The following is a 16,685-nucleotide window of genomic DNA, read 5'->3' as shown; positions in this document are numbered from 1 at the left end:
ACGGGCGGGTGGGCGGTTGCGTCCGGCATGACCAAGGTTGCCGGAACATACGGTGTGTGGCGCGGATACAAGGGGTTCACCCCGCAGGCCGCACGGGAGATCGAAGAGCTGGGATTCGGGGCGCTGTGGCTGGGTGGTTCCCCGCCGGCGGATCTGGCGGCCGCCGAATCGCTGCTGGAGTCGACGGAATCGCTGGTTGTCGGAACCAGCATCGTCAATATCTGGACGGCGCGCGCCGATGCGGTGGCGGAGTCCTTCCACCGGATCGACCAGCGGTTTCCCGGGCGGTTCCTGCTCGGCATCGGCGCCGGTCATCGCGAGGCGAACGGTGCTGACGCGATCAAGCCGTATGACGCCCTGGTGAGCTATCTGGACGACCTCGACGCGGCGGGGGTGCCGAAGAACAGCAGGGCGCTGGCGGCACTCGGGCCGCGCGTGCTGGAACTGGCCCGCGACCGGACCGCCGGTGCGCTGCCGTATCTCGCCCCGCCGCAGCACACCGGTCTCGCCCACGAGATCGTCGGTGCCGACGCCCTGCTCGTCGCCGAGCAGAAAGTGGTCCTCGACGGTGACCCCGACCGGGCGCGAGCTGTCGCCCGGCAGATGGTCCCGATGTATCTGGGGTTGGTGAACTACGTCAGCAATCTGCGCCGGCTCGGCTTCACCGACGAGGACCTGACGGCCCCGGGCAGTGATCGGCTCATCGACGCGCTCGCGCTCCACGGCGAACCGGATGAGGTCGCTGCCGGGTTGGCCGCGCATCTGGATGCGGGGGCGGGCCACGTCGCGATCCAGGTCTTGAACGAGGACTACCTCGCGGGCCTGCGCATCCTGGCGGCAGCGCTGCCGCTCACCCGGTGAGCTGACCGCCGGTTCCAGCCAGCCTCGGAGCCGGCCCGACAGCTGGGAGGTCGGGTCCGCACGCTCGATGGGGCGTGTTTGTATGGACAGCGGCTTGGACGGCCGGGTTCGTGATGTCGATGTGGTGGTGGAGGTGGCGGATGACGACACATCCGCGAGCACAGACTGTGCACGGGCTGCTCACCCGCGCGGCGGCGAGGATGCCCGGCCTCCCCGCGGTGATCGCGCCGGACGGATCCGCCACCACCTTCGCCGAACTCGACGAGCACAGCCGTTCGATCGCGAGTTGGCTGGCGCGCGAGACCGATCCCGGTGACCGAATCGCGATCGTCGGCGACAACAGCCTCCCGTACACGCAGTCCTATTACGGGGTGCCGCGGGCCGGCCGTGTTCTCGTCCTGATCAACCAGCGACTGGACGTGTCCGAGCAGCTGGCGGCGATCTCGATGAGCAGGCCGCGCGTCCTGCTCGGCGACAGCCGCTACCTCGACGCACTCGCCGGTGACCTGGCGGAGCGGGTACCGGCGCTGGAAACGGTGATCCCCTTCGAGTCCGCGCGGTGGCACTCGATCACCGCAGGTGGAAGCGACATCGCGGACGACACGCGACCCGACGACCCGGCCTGGCTGGTGTTCACCAGCGGATCCACGGGCCGCCCCAAAGCGGTCGCCCACACCCATCGCTCGCTGACCGCCGCGGTGTGGGGCACCGTCGAAGGCAGGCACATCACCGGCGACGGTGTGTACCTGTTCCCGTTCCCGATGTGCCACATCGCCGGATACAACGTTCTCGTGCATCACGCGATGGCGTCGACGGTCGTGCTGACCGCGCACTTCCGGCCCGGCGAGTTCATCGACCTCGTCCGTCGCCACGAGGTCACAGCGTGTTCGCTGGCCCCGACCATGCTGCACGCGCTGCTGACCCACCTGGACCGGACCGGAGCGACGCTACCGACCCTCCGGGAGGTCGGCTACGGATCAGCGGCCATCTCCGCGGACCTGATCGACCGCGCGACGACCCGCCTCGGCATCGATCTCAACCAGGGCTACGGCATGACCGAAACCGGCGGCAACGTCACCTTTCTCGGGCCCGCCGACCATCGCGCGGGGGCCGCCGGCGACGCGGGCATCCTGCGCTCGGTGGGTATGCCGCACAGCTCGGTGGAGGTCGGCGTGATCGACGCCGAGGGCGCGCTGCTGGGGCCGGGGGCAGCCGGTGAGATCGTCGTCCGGGGCGAGCAGGTGATGGCGGGCTACTGGGAGGACGAGCTCGCGACGTCCCGGACGATCGTCGACGGCTGGCTGCGCACCGGCGATATCGGCGTCATCGGTGCCGACGGCCGCCTCACCGTCGTCGACCGGGTCAAGGACATCATCATCACCGGTGGCGAGAATGTCTCCTCGCGGGAAGTGGAAGACGCGCTCTCGGCGCACCCCGATGTCGCCGGTGTCGCGGTCGTCGGCGTGCCCGACGAGTACTGGGGTGAGGCGATCTGCGCTGTGGTTGTCCGGCGCCCCGGTCACTTGCCGACGCCGGAGGAGCTGATCAGCCATGTCCGGCAACGAATCTCGCCGTTCAAACGACCACGGCACGTCCTGTTCGTCGACGAGTTGCCGTTGACGGGCAGCGGCAAGGTCGCCAAGGGCGCCGTGCGTGCTTTCGCACGGGACCGCACCAGGTGACAGCGGGCCACTGCTGCGTTGCCGGGCGGGTCCCGATGTGCGGGACTTTATCGGTCAATTGTCCAATTTGCTGGGCGCTGGAGCCGCGCGGCAACTACGGTGCCGCGCATGACTCGCACACACCGCATCCTCGCGGCCGCCGCCCTGGCCGCTGTCCCGCTCGCCGCCGCCGCGCCGGCCCCGGCGGCTCCGGTCGTGAACAAGGTCGTGGTCATCGGTATCGACGGCACCCTGTGGAGTGAGGTGTCGGCGGCCGATGCGCCGAACCTCGACCGGCTGGCCGCGCAGGGCACTCTCGCGCGCACGTCCATCGCCCCGCACACCACCATGTCGTGCGTCTCGTGGGCGACGGCGCTCACCGGCGTGTGGGATACCAAGCACGGGATCCAGGACAATGGATCCACCTGTAACGCAGGACCTTTCGCGCAGTACCCGACGGTGTTCACGCAGGTGGAGCGGGAGCGTCCGGCATTGTCGACGGCCTCCATCGGGACCTGGGAAACGATCGGCATGATCGCGCGCACCGGCAACCCGCAGGCCGACCGGGTGACCGTGACGCAAATCGATCCCACCGGTGCGGGCGTCTGTGAGACCATCGCCGATACCAATGCCACTGCGGAGGTCGTCTCGGCCATCACCGAGGACGGGACCGATCTGGTGTTCACCCACCTCGATCAGGTGGACATCGTCGGACACACACTGCGCGGAATCTGGCCGCAGGCCTACCGCGACGCCATCGGCCGTGTGGACGGCCTGGTCGGCGAGATCACCGCCGCGGTGGACGCGCGCGCGGCCGCGCATGCGAACGAGCGGTGGACGATTCTGGTCACCACCGACCACGGGCACAAGGCGGATGGTGGCCACGGTGGGCAGAGCGCCTATGAGACGGCCAGTTTCGTGATCGCGCGCGGAGCGGGCTTCGCGGCGGGAACCCAGAACAACGGCTACACCCTCGCCGACATCACGCCGACCGTGCTGGACCTGCTCGATGTCGCGGCTCCCGCGAATCTCGACGGCGAGTCGATGCTGACCGGCGGCTCGGGCGACCCGGCGGCGCCGGTGCCGAACACGCCTCCGGTCGACGCCGGGATCACCGGTTCGTCGTCCGGTTCGGCACAGGCGGCCATGGTGGCGAATCCGCTGTGCCTGCTGGGGAGTGGCTCCGCGGGCGGTTCGTCCGACCGGTGACGGTTCCTCCGCTGCGACTGCTCACCGCTCCGGAGCAGCGAAATCGTCCGCCGCCCCCCTCGGTGTCCCGTTCAGCGATCACGGTGTTTCGGCGGAAGCCGGGGATGTGCGAGCATTCGGCGGTGGCTGGTGGAACCGATAATTGGCCGGTCGTCGACCTGGCCGACCTCCTCGACGTGCTCGATCTCGCCGAGATCGCGCCCGGACGATTCCGGGCGCGGAACGTGACCTCGACACTGCCGACGACGCTGGGCAGTCAGACGCTGGCGCAGGCGGTGGTCGCGGCCGAGCGCACGGTGCCGCAGATGGCGGTGCAGTCGCTGCATGGTGTGTTCCCGCGCGGTGGCTACGCCGATCGTGCGGTCGAGGTGGATGTCGAGGTCGTCCAGTCGGGGCGGGCGCTGGCCACCGCGCAGGTGTCGTTCCGGCAGGACGGGCGTGAGCACGCCCGGGTGCTGGCCATGCTCAGCGTCGAGGAGCCGGACTTCCTCGCGCACCAGACCGCACTGCCGCCCGAGGTGCCCGGCCCAGAGGAATGCGCCGACCTGCCGTGCGCCCTGCTGCCCTGGGAGGTCCGGACGCTGGGCGGGGCGGACGCGCTGGCACTCGACCTCGCGGGTCCACCGTCGCTGGATGTGTGGATGCGCTGCGAGAAGGCCCCCGAGCTGCCGGTGTTCTCGCGGGCGCTGCTGGCCCACGGCAGTGAGGGTTTCCTGGGCCCGGTCGCTATGCGCCCGTACCCGCAGGCGGAGATCGCGCGCCGCGGTGGTCGGGGGCGTTCGGCCATGCTGACCCAGACCGTCACCTTCCACCGGCCGTTCACGGTCCACGACTGGCTGCTGCTGCGCTGCGAGAGCCCGTTCGCGGGTGCGGGCCGCATGTACAGCCGGATGCAGATATTCACGCGCGCAGGAGAATTGGTGGCGTCGGTGACTGCGCAAGGCCTGATGCGCGCACACAGCTAGGGTCAGCGATCGAACTGCGCCCGTTTGTGATCGCCGAACGGTTCGTCGCGTTCACGGACCGCTTCGCGGAAACCAGCTGTGGCGGAACGTAGCTGGAACGCATAGCCCTCGCGGGTGTGCCGGGAGATGCCGTCGAAGACGGTGCTGATCATCCCGGAATTGGCCACGCCCTGCGCGTGCAATGCCGAGTTCAGGGCGAGCTTGGCCATCATCAACTGGTTGACCGGCATCCGGGCGATCCGCGCCACCAGGGCTTCGGCGCGTTCGTCGAGTTCGTCGGCCGGCCAGGATTCGATGGCCAGCCCCCACTCCTGGGCCTGCTTGCCGCTGATGCAGTCGCCGGTGAAGAGCAGGCGCTTGGCGCGGGCGTCACCGATCCGGTGTGCCCACATGCCCGCCGCCGGGATGCCCCAGGTGCGCGTGGGTGGATAGCCGATCTTGGTGTCGTCGGCGCAGATGATCTGGTCGGCGTACAGGGCGATATCGGTGCCGCCCGCGATGGCGAAACCGTGCAGTTTGGCGACGGTCGGCTTGTTCGCGTGGAACAGGCTGGCGAATCCGCGATTGAACCGGCTCATCATCGCGTAGTCGATCATCGGATCCCAGGTGCCCCACGGGTTGTGGTTCATCGCGTTGACGACCGGGTCCAGGACCGTGCCGGTGATCTCGTCCGGCCCGGCCCCGGCGGCGAAGCCTTGCTCGGCGAACATGTCCAGGTCGTAGCCGCCGCAGAACCCCTTGCCGCGACCGGACACCAGGATCACGTGGATCCGGGGATCGAGGTCCGCGCGCTCGACCGCGTGCGCGAGATCGAGCGGAGTCGCCGGGGTGATCGCGTTGCCCCGGTCCGGGCGGTCGAAGGTGATCCGGGCGATCCGTCCGTCCCGTTCGTAGGTGAGCGTCGAATACTCGTGGTCGTAGTCGGGATCTGGCCGGTGCCGCCACGGCGAATCGGGGACCTCGGTCCAGTTCTCGTACCAGGCGGCCGGTCGGTCGCCCGCGTGTGCGGGATTCTCGGACAAGGGCTTTCCCCTTTCGATCGGCCAGCGGACCGTGCGAACCCTCCTGGATACGCCGCCCGGCGCCGGGCGCTGCTCTGACGGTACCGCTCAGATGACGCCGAGGGCGAGCATCGCGTCCGCGACCTGGATGAAGCCGCCGATATTGGCGCCCGCCACATAGTTGCCCGGGACGCCGTATTCGTCGGCGGTGGCCAGGCAACGGTCGTGGATGCCGCGCATGATCTCGGCCAGCCGCTCCTCGGTGTGCTCGAAACTCCACGAGTCGCGCGAGGCGTTCTGCTGCATCTCGAGCGCGCTGGTCGCCACACCGCCGGCATTGGCCGCCTTACCGGGCGCGAACGTCACCCCGGCCTCGCCGAACAGCCGGATCGCTTCCGGCGTGCACGGCATGTTGGCACCCTCGGCGACGATCTGGCAGCCGTTGGCGACGAGTTTGCCCGCCGCGACGCCGTCGAGTTCGTTCTGGGTCGCGCACGGCAGCGCGATATCGCAGGGCACCTCCCACAGTGAACCGCCCGAGACGAATCGGGCCGTGCCCGAACGGGTCTCGGCGTATTCGGCGATCCGTCCGCGCCGGACCTCCTTGATCTCCTTGAGCAAGTCCAGGTCGATGCCGTGCTCATCGACGACATAGCCGCTCGAATCCGAGCACGCCACCACGATGCCGCCGAGCTGATGGACCTTCTCGATCGCGTAGATGGCGACATTGCCCGAGCCCGACACCACCACCCGCCTACCCTCCAGCGACCGGCCCGCCGCACCCAGGATCTCGTTGACGAAGAAGACCGCCCCGTACCCGGTGGCCTCCCGGCGTACCTGGGAACCGCCCCAGGTCAGGCCCTTGCCGGTGAGTACGCCGGACTCGTAGCGGTTGGTGATGCGCTTGTACTGGCCGAACAGGTAGCCGATCTCGCGGCCGCCCACCCCGGTGTCGCCGGCCGGGACGTCGGTGTGTTCGCCGAGGTGCCGGTAGAGCTCGGTCATGAACGCCTGGCAGAACCGCATCACCTCCCCTTCCGAGCGGCCCTTCGGATCGAAATCCGAACCGCCCTTGCCGCCGCCGATGGGCAGCCCGGTCAGCGAGTTCTTGAAGATCTGCTCGAATCCGAGGAACTTCACGATGCCCAGATACACCGAAGGATGGAAGCGCAGCCCGCCCTTGTAGGGGCCGAGCGCGGAATTGAACTCCACCCGGAAACCACGGTTGATCTGCACGGCGCCGGCATCGTCGACCCACGGCACCCGGAAGATGATCTGCCGTTCGGGCTCACACAGCCGGCGGATGACCGCGGCGTCGGCATAGCTCGGATGCTTGGCGACCACGGGGCCCAGGCTGTCGAGTACTTCGCGGACAGCCTGGTGGAACTCGGTTTCGCCCGGGTTGCGCCGCAGCACTTCGTCGTAGATGTCGCTCAGCTTCGTGTGCAGGACAGCCACCCGTGGACTCCTCGTCGTCGTTGCCTCCGCCCCGGACCGCCTGCGGTCACCGGAACGGCCTTGCCTCACACCGTAGCCGCAGGGGTTGTGAGGTCTGGACCACATGTCCACTGACCGGCCCTCGACCGCACGGCACGCACCCATGCGGCGTCCGAGGTCGCCGACTGATAATGGACAGTTGTCAATTAGCGGTCGCCTGTCTATTATTCGGGTGTGCGATCACCCCGCGACATACCTGACCCGGCCGGTCAGGATCGACGAGTACGCAGGTCACGAGCGACGCTGTTCGCAGTCGCGGTGCGGCTGATCTCCGAACGCGGCACGACCGCGGTGTCGGTCACCGAACTCGCCGAGGCCGCGGACATGAGCCGCCAGGGGATCTACGGCTTGTTCGAGGATCGGGAATCGCTGTTCGTGGCCGCCGGGATCGACCTGATCCAGCGGGAACTGTTCCCCGAACTGACCCGCGCCGCCGGTTCGAGCCGGCAGATGACGTACCTCGCGGTGCGACACCTGGCCCACTACCGGGACTTCTACCGCGCGCTGGCCATGGGCGCGTGCGCCTATCGCGTCCAGCAAGCCGTGCTCGACGCGGTGCGCTCCTGGCTGAACCAACCCGATCCACCGCTGACCGGGCCGCTGAATCTGCGCAGCGGCGACATGCTGACCACCTTCGTCGTCGGCGGCATGTTCGCGGTGTTCACCCGATGGCTGGTCGACGGCAGGCACCCCGCCGACCTCGACGAGATCACCGACGAGGTCCTCCAACTGGCCGCGTCGCTGCGCGCCATGGCCCCGTCCGACGACGACCTGACAGCCCGAGAAGGTGTTCTGTGAACGACGCTCCATCCCGCCTGCGCAAGATCCGCGGCGCCACACGCGTACTCGGTGCCCTCGCGGCCGCGGTCGTCGCCGTGTTGCTGTCGACCCACGCGGTCGCGACGGCAGGCCCGGCCGCGACCGCTTCGCCGGCGGCGGTGCCCTCGGCAGGCTGCGCCGCCTCGCAGGTCGAGGCTGGGCGAACAATGCATCTGTTCCGCACCGATGCCCGATCCGGCCGATACATCCAGGATGTTCCTGCCGCGCAGGGGATCCCGATGCCGGTCGTGTTCGATATCCACGGCTACCTGCAACCGGGACTGCTGCAATCCCAGTGGAGCGGCATCGCCGGCTTCGGTCTCCGGCACGGCTTCGTCACCATCACTCCCGACGCCGACGCCGGGCTGCTCCCGCGATGGGAATACGGCCGGGGCGGTGCCGATATCGCCTACCTGTCGGCCATGCTGACCCAGGTCGAACAGACCCTGTGCGTCGACCGGCGCCGCATCTACATGACCGGGCTGTCGATGGGCGCGTTCACCACCTCCTCGGTGGCCTGTCAGCTCGCCGACCGATTCGCCGCCGTCGCGCCGGTCGCCGGCATCCAGGATTTTCCCTGGTGCGAGCCCGCACGCCGCGTCCCGGTCGTCGCTTTCCACGGCACCGGCGACCAGTTCCTGAGCTACACCGGAGGCGTGGGCCCGGTCGGTGAATTGCTCCCCGCCACCGACGGATCCTCCCGGCTGATGTTCCAGCAACGTGCCGAGAATCCCGCCGCCGACAACCTCCCCAGCACGGCTCCGATCCCCGCGCAGACCGCCGCCTGGGCCGCCCGCAACGGATGTGGCCCCGAACCCGCCACCGAGCAGGTCACCGCAGATGTCACCCGCACCACCTACCCCTGCGACCCGGACGCCTCCGTCGAGCTCTACACCGTGCACGGCGGTGGCCACACCTGGCCCGGCGGCGACCCAACCCTCGTTCCGGTCGCCATCACCGGCCCGGTCACCCACACCATCGAAGCCAACCGGATCATCTGGGAATTCTTCCGGGATCACCCCCACCCGGGTCCGATTCCCTCGTGAACCCGCCGACCGGCCGTCAGTCCCGGACGGTGAGTGCCGCGCGTAGTGCTTCGCGCTGACTCGCGAAGAACGATCGCGAAACCGGTGCGCTCGGCATGACCAGGTCGAAACCGTGGAATGCGCCCGTGACGATCTCGACGGTGCACGGCACGCCGGCCTCGGCCAGCCGCTTCGAGTACGCGATCGACTCGTCGTGGAACAGGTCGGCGGTGCCGACGCCGATCCAGGTGGGGGCGAGACCGGACAGGTCGGTGCGGCGGGCCGGGACGGCGATCTCGGGGTCGGCGTCGCCGAGGTAGGCGGCCCAGCCGAAGTGGTTGCTGCGCCGGTCCCACAGCCGCCATCGGGTGTCGTCGAGGTCGGATCGCGCCGAGGTCCGGTCGTCGAGCATGGGGTAGACCAGGAGCTGGAACGTGGGCGTCACCTCGCCGCGGTCGCGGGCGAGCAGCGCCAGGGCCGCGGTGAGGCCGCCGCCTGCGCTGGCACCCCCGATCGCCACCTGGCGCGCGTCGACATCGGCGTGGCGCGCGAGCCAGGTCATGGCGTCGTAGCAGTCCTCGAGCGCCGCGGGATACGGATGCTCGGGGGCGAGCCGGTAGTCCACTGCGGCAACCATGATGCCCAGCGACTCCGCGAGGCCACGGCACACCGCGTCGTCCTGTTCCGGCAGACCGAAGACATACCCGCCGCCGTGTATCCACAGCAGTGCGGGCAGGGGACCGGCCACCGGGTCACGCGGGCGGTGCACCCGGATCCGGACTCCCGCGTCGGTGATCACCTCGGTGGCATGGGGCGAGGAGCGCAGCCGCAGCATCCGGACGAGCCCGCGCAACACCGGCAGCGACCGCCGGGAGACGGCGCGGCTCGGCGCGACCGCCGCCAACGCACGCAGATCCGGATGGAAATCGTGTGGCGAGAACCTGGCCCGGAGCCGTGCCCACACGGGTACTGCGCGCTCGTGATCCGAGGTCCCCATGCCGCCGATGATAAACGCCCTGCGCCCTGTTCGTACCCTATGTCGGGATGACGATGGACCCGCAGTTGTTGGCGCCCACATAGCATCCGATCGCAGTGAACAGCGACTGCGCCAGCTCGGCGGAACCAGTGCCCAGCGCGCTACCCGAATCCGACGGAGATTCGGCGGCGGCGGTACCGGCGCCGGTGGCCAGTCCGGCGGTGATGGCGAGAACAACGGTGCCGGTGCGCACTGCCCGGGAGGAGAGAGTCATACCGGAATCGTACGGACGGACTACGAGTTCCGAGCGCCCCCGAATTTTGGGGCACCGCTCGGCTTTCCGGTCCCGATCGGCCTCGGTCGATGCCCCGCGTGCGGTCGGATTTCAGCGTCGGCGGTATCCGCGGATCGCGAGTGTCGCGAAGACCACGGTCAGGGCCACTGTCCAGGCCAGCGCGCGCCACGTGGGGGTGGCGACGGGGCCGGCGGACGCCAGTCCACGCATGGCCTCGACCACCGAGGACACCGGATTGGCGGCGGCGACGGGCTGGATCCACGCGGGGAGGTCCTGGCGGGGGACGAAGCCGGTCGACAGGAACGAGGCCACCAGCAGGATCGCGTTGAGCGCCGAACCCACCGCCTCCCCGGACTTGGCGTGGACCGCGATCGCCACCATCATCCAGGCGACACCGGTGCCGAAGACCAGCGGCAGCACGAGGAATCCGATCGCGCCGGGCAGGCCGCCGGTGAAACGGAACCCGAGCAGGTAGCCGACGCCGATCACCGCGAGCAGGGTGATCAGGTTGCGCACCGCGTCACCGGCGATGCGCCCGATCAGTGGTGCCGCACGACTGATCGGCATCGCCCGCAGCCGGCGGTCGAAACCCGATTGCAGGTCGTCGTAGGTTGTCATCGCGGTGCCGAGCCCGGCGAACATGATGCCCATCACCGCGAACAACGGCAGGCTGAAATTCACGTAGTCGGCCCGGCTGCCACCGGGGGCGACCAGCGAGCCGAACGACACCGTGATCAGCACCAGCAGGATCAGCGGGAAGAACGTCGCCATCATCAGCAGGACGGGATTGCGCAGCGTCACCCGGATGGCGCGGATCGTGAGTGCCCATCCGTCGACGAGCACATGCGGGCGGGGTCCCGGCACGGTGCGGGTCTCGGTCACAGTGACCTCCGATAGGTCCGGGCCGCGATCGCGACACACACGCCGAACCCGCAGGCCAACCACAGCAGCGCGATCGTGACCGGCCGGGCGATGGCCGCCTCCGGGTCGGCGAGGGCGCGCAGCGCGTCGGCGGTGCGGCTGAGCGGCTGGTTGGCCACGAACGGCTGCAACCAGTCCGGGAACGCCTCGGTCGGGGTGAAGGCATTCGACACGAGCAGGAACGGGAAGAAGATGACATTGGTGATCACCTGCACCGAGTCCACCTTGCCCGCCGCGAACCCGATCGCGATGAACCCGGTGCACACCACCGCCGCGAAAAGCAGTGCGACGAGCACGAATCCGATCGATGCGGCCACGCCGCCACCGAGGTGGAAGCCCATGACCGCACCGGCGGGCAACAGGACCACGATCGTCAGCAGCGCCCGGCTCAACTCGGCGCCGACCAGCCCGAGCACCGGGGCGATCGGGGAGACCGCCATGGAGCGGAGCCTGCGGATCATGCCGCCGGTCACGTCCTCGACCGACAGGATGGCCGCCGACATGGCCGTGAACAGCATGGCCTGCAGGATCACCGCGGGCAGCAGATACTGGCCGTACTCGCTGCCGATCCTGCGCTCGACCACCGTGCCGAACACGACATAGAACATCGTGGCGAAGACCAGCGGCAGCACGACCGCGCTGATCACCGAGGCCGGGCGCCTGCTCATCAACCGCAGGTGGCGACCGGCCAGGATCGCGGTGTCGGCCCGCATCGAGGGATAGGGACGAGACGCCGCGGCAACGGTTTCCGAGGTGGCGGCGGTGGTTGTCACGGGGTGTCCTCGGGCTCGCCGGGCACGCTCGGGTGACCGGTCAGGCGGAAGAACACGTCGTCGAGGGTCGGGCGGCGCAGGGCGATGTCGTCGACGGCGATTTCGGCCGCGTCGAGTCTGCGCACGACGTCGACCAGCGTCGCGGCGCCCGACGCGGCGACGGCGACACCGTCGCCCAGTTCGGCGAGCCCGGTCATGTCCGCGAGCGCGGCCGCGATCCGGGGGCGGTCGCCTTCGGCGGCGGTGATGTGGCAGACCGAACCTCCGGCCTGGTCCTTGAGTTCGTCGGCGGTGCCGTCGGCGATGACGCGGCCGTGGTCGACCACCACGATCCGGTCGGCGAGTTCGTCGGCCTCGTCCAGGTATTGGGTGGTGAGCAGAATGGTCATGCCGTCGTCGCGCAGGTCGCGGACCACATCCCACAGCACCGCGCGGCTGCGCGGGTCGAGCCCGGTGGTCGGTTCGTCGAGGAACAGCACCTCCGGCTGACCGATCAGCGATGCCGCCAGGTCGAGCCGGCGCCGCATGCCACCGGAGAAGGTGCCGCTGCGCCGGTCGGCGGCGTCAGTGAGGTCGAAGCGATGCAGCAGTTCCGCGGCGCGCTCGGCGGCCCGCCGCCTGCCCAGTTTGAGCAGGCGCCCGAACAGCGCCAGGTTCTCGCGCGCGGTCAGGTTCTCGTCCAGGGCCACGAACTGCCCGGTCAGGCCGATGACCGATCGCACCGCGCCCGCGTCGGCCACCACATCGTGACCGGCGACCCGCGCGTGCCCCGCGTCGGGAACCAGCAGTGTGGTCAGTACGTCGATCGTTGTCGTCTTCCCCGCCCCGTTCGGTCCGAGCACCCCCGCGATGGTGCCCCGCTCCACCGCGAAACCGAGCCCATCGAGCGCCGTCACCCCGCCGAACCGTTTGACGAGACCTTCTGCCTCCACGGCATAGTCCACCATGGAGGTTAACCTAACCTAACCTAACCCGAATTGGCTAGGCTGCAAGGGAATACAACGATCGGCGCCGGACGCGTTGTCCACCGGAGCTACTCCGACGGCGAGCGCCGTACGTTCGAGAGGGGGTTCTGCCACGCGGCCTGGTCGGCGACCGGAAACCGGCGGCCCGTCACGGCGCTGGGGACCAGCCGGAGGAAGAGATTCTTCGGCCCGGCCTGCCACGGAAAGAGCGGGAGATCCACGGTGTCCATCAACTCGCCGATCTCGCGGATCCCCTCGGCACGCCCCTTGATCACGACGCTCCACGCTTCGTGGGACCGCGCGATGTAGCCGTCGACCTCCAGCGCGACCGGCGCATCCGACAACGCGGCCGACACCTTGGTGCCCTGCGCGGATCGAAAGACGAGGGTTCCGTGATCCACCGCGTAATTGAGCGGGAAGATGTCCGGATGGTCGTCCACGATCACCGCGAGCCGGCCCACGTCCACGCTGCGCAGGAGCGCCCAGCATTCGTTGACAGCGAGTTCGGTGACACCCGGGCCGTCGTTTCCCATCGTCTTCGCCTTCCTGTCGCGGACATTCCGGAGGGCGAGCATCCCACATCCACGCCGGCATCCGGGTCATTTGCCGTGGGTGCCGTCGTCGGCCCGGGGTATCCGGCGGTTCGTGGCGGTGACGGTCACCCGTGCCTGCGGCGGTAGGCCGCGGCGGCGCCCGGGTGCAGTGGGATGGTGCCGGTGCCGATGAGGAAGCGGCTGTCGAGGAACTGGGCGCCCGCGGCCTCGGCGGGGACGAGGGCGTCCGCGTGCTGGATCAGCAGGTCGACGATGGCGGCGGCGGTCGCTTCGGGCAGGGTCGCGGTGGCGAGCAGCAGGTTCGCGACGCCGATCGTGTGGACCGCCGGGCCGCCCGGATAGGCGTCGGCGGGAATGGTGACGTGGTCGTAGACGGGTCCGTAGGTCTCGCGCATCGGGGCGGCCAGGGCGCCGAGGTCGATCAGGCGCATCCGGTCCGGGACGGTGAGCACGCCGGTCGGCACACCACCGGCCCACAGGAGGGCGTCGATGGTGCCCTCGGTCAGTGCCTGGGCGGCCGCGCGGAGCGGACGGTGCTCGACCACGACATCGGTGGGGTCGAGACCGGCCGTGCGCAGCAGGCGCTCACCGGTGACCGCGGCACCCGAGCCTGCGGCGCCGAGATTGACGCGGTGCCCGCGCAGCTCGGTGACCTGGGTGATCGGGCCGTCGGCGCGAACGGCCAGCTGCAGGTAGTTCTCGTAGACGCGGCCCAGCGCCACCACGCGCCCGCCGAAGTCGCTCGCCGAATCGGCCAGCGCCAGCGCGATCTCGACCTCGCCGTCGGCGACCATCCGCAGATTCTGTTGCGAGCCCGCGGTTTCCACCGGTTCGATGCGCAACCCGGTCGCGTGCGCGGCGGCGGCCAGCAGCTGGGCGAAGGCGAAGTAGAAGCCGCCGTCCTCGCCGGAGGCCAGCCGGACCGTCGCGGGATCGGTGCCGGCGCACCCGAACGCGCCCGCCGACACCAGTGCGGCCAATGCCAGCAACCGGCGCCTGCTGATCGGCGGGCCGCTCATCGCGCCACCACGGGAACACGAACCACGACGGCGAGACCTTGCGGATGTACCGCCTCGACGGTCACACCACCGCCGCGTGCCTTGGCCAGCGCCTGCGCGATCGACAAGCCGAGGCCCGTTCCGCCGGCGACCGCCGACGAACCGCGGAAGAACCGGCCGGTGAGCTGGTCGAGTTCATCGGGTGCGACACCCGGGCCGTCATCGGCGACGCGCACCGTCAACGACTCGTGCCCGCCCGAGACAGCCACGGTGGTGTGCGCTCCGGATCCGGCGTACCGGCACGAATTGCTCAGCGCCACATCGAGAATCTGGGCGAGAGCGGCCGCGCTGATCGCGGCCACGACGTTCCCGGCGCCGGGCAGGGGAGCGCGAACGGTCTCGTCGGTGGGTGTCGCCGTCAGCAGTGTCCCCGCCTCGTCGAAGGCCGAGGTCCACGCATCGATACGGTCGGCCACGACCTGCGCGGGATCGCAGTGTTCCTCGGTGGACGCCGCGGTGCCGAAGGCGGCGGGCGCCTCGGCGACGGCCAGCCGCAGCAGATCGTCGAGCAGCGCGGTGAGCCGTTCCACCTCGGTGGTGGCGCCGCGGAAGGTGGCCGACGCGGTCGCGGGCACGGCCGACTCCAGTGAGTCGAGCCGAATCGTCAAGGCGGCGAGAGGGTTACGCATCGCATGGGCGGTGTCGGCGACGAGCTGATGTTGTGCGTCGGCGGAATCGGCGACGGCGGTGGCCATCGCGTCGACGGATTCGGCCAGCGCGCGGACCTCGGCCGGCCCGCCGTACCTCCTGGTGATCGGGGCACGGCCACGGCGCTTCGGCAGCGTCGCGGTGAGCTCGGCGACCGCGCCCGACATGGCGGCCAGCGGGCGCAGCACCCAGCGGCTCAGCACGAGCGCCAGCAGCATGAACACCGCCATCGCGCCGAGCGCCCCGATCGCGATCACCGCCCACACCCGCCCGATCGCCGAACGTGCGGCCGCGGTCGACGCCTCGATCACGACGGCGCCGTTCACCTGTACGCCGGTGCCGACCGGTCGCGCGATGAGCATCGTCGGTGCGCTCCACGGCGTCAGCCGATCCTCCTGCTGCGGGCGCTGATTGCGCCGCGCGGCGGCGACCGCTGCTTTGATCCGCGGATCGTCCACCGCGACACCGGCATTGACGATCGGCGCCCCACGCGCGTCGACGACCAGCACGTTCTCCCCGTACAGCTCGTGATAGCGGGTGACCTCGTCGGCGAGTGCCCGCGTCCCGCCCGCCGACCCGGTCGCGTCGGCGAGGGTGGCAAAACGGTCGGCGTCGCCGGACCGGCCGAGCACCAGCTGCTGGGTCCGGCTGGTGGCGGCGGTCAGCGACAACGGCACCGCGAACGCCAGCACCGCGAGCGCGGCGAACACGGTCAGCGCGATCAGCAGTCTGCGCCGCATGCCCGTGCTCCCGCGCTCACTCGCCCCACCGGTATCCGTAGCCGCGAATCGTGGTGATCAGCCCGGGCCGGTCGAGTTTGGCGCGCAGGCCGGTCATGTGGACATCGAGTGAGCGGGAGACCGCGACGAACGCGTCGCCCCAGATCCGGTCCATCAGCTGCTGCCTGCTCACCGCGGCGCCCGGGCGCTCCACCAGGGCCTCGACCAGCTCGAATTCCTTCTGGGTCAGCGCGATCGGCGTGCCGGCCACCTCGACCACCCGGGCCCGCAGATCCACCCGGACATCGCCGGTGACGACCTCGGTCCTTGCCCGGGTGGCGACGGCGGTGGCCCGGCGCAGCACGGTCTCGAGCCGCGCCATCAACTCGGCGATGCGGGGTGGCTTGATCACGTAGTCGTCCGCGCCGCCACGCAGGCCGCGCACGATGGACCGTTCGTCGCTGCGGGCGGTCAGGATCAGCACCGGGATCGCGCTCACCTCACGCAGCCGGCGCAGCACCTGCAATCCGTCGGCATCGGGCAGGCCGAGGTCGAGCAGGACCGCGTCGTAGGCACGGTGGGCGATGAGCAGGTCGGCGCCGCGGCGCAGGCGCTCGGCCCGGTAGCCGCGCGCGGTGAGCGCTTCCACCAGGGCATCGCCTACTCCGTCGTCGTCCTCGACCACCGCAAGCCGCACGCGCCGATCCTCCCACAGGGGCAGGACCGGCAGGTGCGGCG

The 16,685-nt window shown here is 70.0% G+C and carries 17 protein-coding genes; 6 read left to right on the top strand and 11 right to left on the bottom strand.

Going from position 1 to position 16,685, the window contains the following annotated elements; genetic code table 11:
- The first annotated feature begins 27 nt into the window (after nt 1-27).
- The 4 genes from ACFXK0_RS13020 (at nt 28) to ACFXK0_RS13005 (ending at nt 4,696) form a co-directional block, all read left to right on the top strand.
- The gene (locus ACFXK0_RS13020; RefSeq protein ID WP_379410335.1) at nt 28-861 is read left to right on the top strand and encodes an LLM class F420-dependent oxidoreductase; all 834 of its coding nucleotides are present in this window, start codon (nt 28-30) and stop codon (nt 859-861) included.
- Nucleotides 862-1,001: 140 nt separating this feature from the next.
- Nucleotides 1,002-2,543, top strand: a complete 1,542-nt coding sequence (locus ACFXK0_RS13015; RefSeq protein ID WP_379410334.1) for a class I adenylate-forming enzyme family protein — start codon at nt 1,002-1,004, stop codon at nt 2,541-2,543.
- A gap of 108 nt (nt 2,544-2,651) precedes the next feature.
- Nucleotides 2,652-3,731, top strand: a complete 1,080-nt coding sequence (locus ACFXK0_RS13010; RefSeq protein ID WP_379410333.1) for an alkaline phosphatase family protein — start codon at nt 2,652-2,654, stop codon at nt 3,729-3,731.
- 122 nt (nt 3,732-3,853) lie between these two features.
- Entirely contained in the window at nt 3,854-4,696 is an 843-nt protein-coding gene (locus ACFXK0_RS13005; RefSeq protein WP_379410332.1) for an acyl-CoA thioesterase, read from the top strand.
- A 2-nt stretch (nt 4,697-4,698) separates the two neighbouring features.
- Here the strand turns inward: ACFXK0_RS13005 and ACFXK0_RS13000 are convergent, their stop codons facing one another.
- The gene (locus tag ACFXK0_RS13000; RefSeq protein ID WP_379410331.1) at nt 4,699-5,718 is read right to left on the bottom strand and encodes a crotonase/enoyl-CoA hydratase family protein; all 1,020 of its coding nucleotides are present in this window, start codon (nt 5,716-5,718) and stop codon (nt 4,699-4,701) included.
- An 87-nt stretch (nt 5,719-5,805) separates the two neighbouring features.
- On the bottom strand, nt 5,806-7,155 hold the full coding sequence (gene gdhA / locus ACFXK0_RS12995; protein WP_379410330.1) for an NADP-specific glutamate dehydrogenase: 1,350 nt from the start codon (nt 7,153-7,155) through the stop codon (nt 5,806-5,808).
- A gap of 213 nt (nt 7,156-7,368) precedes the next feature.
- On the opposite strand from gdhA, the gene ACFXK0_RS12990 reads away from it, so the two are divergent.
- Nucleotides 7,369-7,992 (top strand): TetR/AcrR family transcriptional regulator, encoded by a 624-nt coding sequence (locus ACFXK0_RS12990; protein ID WP_379410329.1) that lies wholly within the window; start codon nt 7,369-7,371, stop codon nt 7,990-7,992.
- Nucleotides 7,989-9,059 (top strand): alpha/beta hydrolase family esterase, encoded by a 1,071-nt coding sequence (locus ACFXK0_RS12985; protein ID WP_379410328.1) that lies wholly within the window; start codon nt 7,989-7,991, stop codon nt 9,057-9,059. The genes ACFXK0_RS12990 and ACFXK0_RS12985 overlap by 4 nt, the downstream gene beginning before the upstream one ends.
- 16 nt (nt 9,060-9,075) lie before the next feature.
- On the opposite strand, the gene ACFXK0_RS12980 is transcribed toward ACFXK0_RS12985, so the two are convergent.
- The 9 genes from ACFXK0_RS12980 to ACFXK0_RS12940 form a co-directional block, all read right to left on the bottom strand.
- The gene (locus ACFXK0_RS12980; RefSeq protein WP_379410327.1) at nt 9,076-10,035 is read right to left on the bottom strand and encodes an alpha/beta hydrolase; all 960 of its coding nucleotides are present in this window, start codon (nt 10,033-10,035) and stop codon (nt 9,076-9,078) included.
- Between the two features lie 37 nt (nt 10,036-10,072).
- Nucleotides 10,073-10,288: a hypothetical protein gene (locus ACFXK0_RS12975; RefSeq protein ID WP_379410326.1), complete on the bottom strand. Its 216-nt coding sequence runs from the start codon at nt 10,286-10,288 to the stop codon at nt 10,073-10,075.
- Nucleotides 10,289-10,399: 111 nt separating this feature from the next.
- Nucleotides 10,400-11,191 (bottom strand): ABC transporter permease, encoded by a 792-nt coding sequence (locus tag ACFXK0_RS12970; RefSeq protein WP_379410325.1) that lies wholly within the window; start codon nt 11,189-11,191, stop codon nt 10,400-10,402.
- Nucleotides 11,188-12,003, bottom strand: coding sequence for an ABC transporter permease (locus ACFXK0_RS12965; protein WP_379410324.1), 816 nt, complete (start codon nt 12,001-12,003; stop codon nt 11,188-11,190). Before ACFXK0_RS12965 ends, ACFXK0_RS12970 begins: the two co-directional genes overlap by 4 nt.
- Nucleotides 12,000-12,950 (bottom strand): ATP-binding cassette domain-containing protein, encoded by a 951-nt coding sequence (locus ACFXK0_RS12960; protein WP_379410323.1) that lies wholly within the window; start codon nt 12,948-12,950, stop codon nt 12,000-12,002. The genes ACFXK0_RS12965 and ACFXK0_RS12960 overlap by 4 nt, the downstream gene beginning before the upstream one ends.
- A gap of 86 nt (nt 12,951-13,036) precedes the next feature.
- Entirely contained in the window at nt 13,037-13,501 is a 465-nt protein-coding gene (locus tag ACFXK0_RS12955) for a pyridoxamine 5'-phosphate oxidase family protein (RefSeq protein WP_379410322.1), read from the bottom strand.
- A 125-nt stretch (nt 13,502-13,626) separates the two neighbouring features.
- Nucleotides 13,627-14,541 (bottom strand): TAXI family TRAP transporter solute-binding subunit, encoded by a 915-nt coding sequence (locus ACFXK0_RS12950; RefSeq protein ID WP_379410321.1) that lies wholly within the window; start codon nt 14,539-14,541, stop codon nt 13,627-13,629.
- Complete coding sequence (locus ACFXK0_RS12945) at nt 14,538-15,968, bottom strand: sensor histidine kinase (protein ID WP_379410320.1); 1,431 nt, start codon at nt 15,966-15,968, stop codon at nt 14,538-14,540. The genes ACFXK0_RS12950 and ACFXK0_RS12945 overlap by 4 nt, the downstream gene beginning before the upstream one ends.
- Nucleotides 15,969-15,984: 16 nt before the next feature.
- On the bottom strand, nt 15,985-16,644 hold the full coding sequence (locus tag ACFXK0_RS12940) for a response regulator transcription factor (RefSeq protein ID WP_379410319.1): 660 nt from the start codon (nt 16,642-16,644) through the stop codon (nt 15,985-15,987).
- Nucleotides 16,645-16,685 lie beyond the last annotated feature (41 nt).

Source organism: Nocardia sp. NPDC059177, from assembly GCF_042755165.1.
Classification (GTDB): Bacteria; Actinomycetota; Actinomycetes; order Mycobacteriales; family Mycobacteriaceae; genus Nocardia.
Note: the sequence above shows the minus strand (reverse complement) of the source record. Positions and strands in the feature narration are given on the sequence as shown.

What these genes read in the sequence shown, in the direction of transcription:
- ACFXK0_RS13020 (WP_379410335.1), top strand. Translation starts at nt 28, where the DNA reads ATGACCAAGGTTGCCGGAACATACGGTGTGTGGCGCGGATACAAGGGG.
- ACFXK0_RS13015 (WP_379410334.1), top strand. Translation starts at nt 1,002, where the DNA reads ATGACGACACATCCGCGAGCACAGACTGTGCACGGGCTGCTCACCCGC.
- ACFXK0_RS13010 (WP_379410333.1), top strand. Translation starts at nt 2,652, where the DNA reads ATGACTCGCACACACCGCATCCTCGCGGCCGCCGCCCTGGCCGCTGTC.
- ACFXK0_RS12980 (WP_379410327.1), bottom strand. Translation starts at nt 10,035, where the DNA reads ATGGGGACCTCGGATCACGAGCGCGCAGTACCCGTGTGGGCACGGCTC.
- ACFXK0_RS12975 (WP_379410326.1), bottom strand. Translation starts at nt 10,288, where the DNA reads ATGACTCTCTCCTCCCGGGCAGTGCGCACCGGCACCGTTGTTCTCGCC.
- ACFXK0_RS12960 (WP_379410323.1), bottom strand. Translation starts at nt 12,950, where the DNA reads ATGGTGGACTATGCCGTGGAGGCAGAAGGTCTCGTCAAACGGTTCGGC.
- ACFXK0_RS12955 (WP_379410322.1), bottom strand. Translation starts at nt 13,501, where the DNA reads ATGGGAAACGACGGCCCGGGTGTCACCGAACTCGCTGTCAACGAATGC.
- ACFXK0_RS12950 (WP_379410321.1), bottom strand. Translation starts at nt 14,541, where the DNA reads ATGAGCGGCCCGCCGATCAGCAGGCGCCGGTTGCTGGCATTGGCCGCA.
- ACFXK0_RS12945 (WP_379410320.1), bottom strand. Translation starts at nt 15,968, where the DNA reads ATGCGGCGCAGACTGCTGATCGCGCTGACCGTGTTCGCCGCGCTCGCG.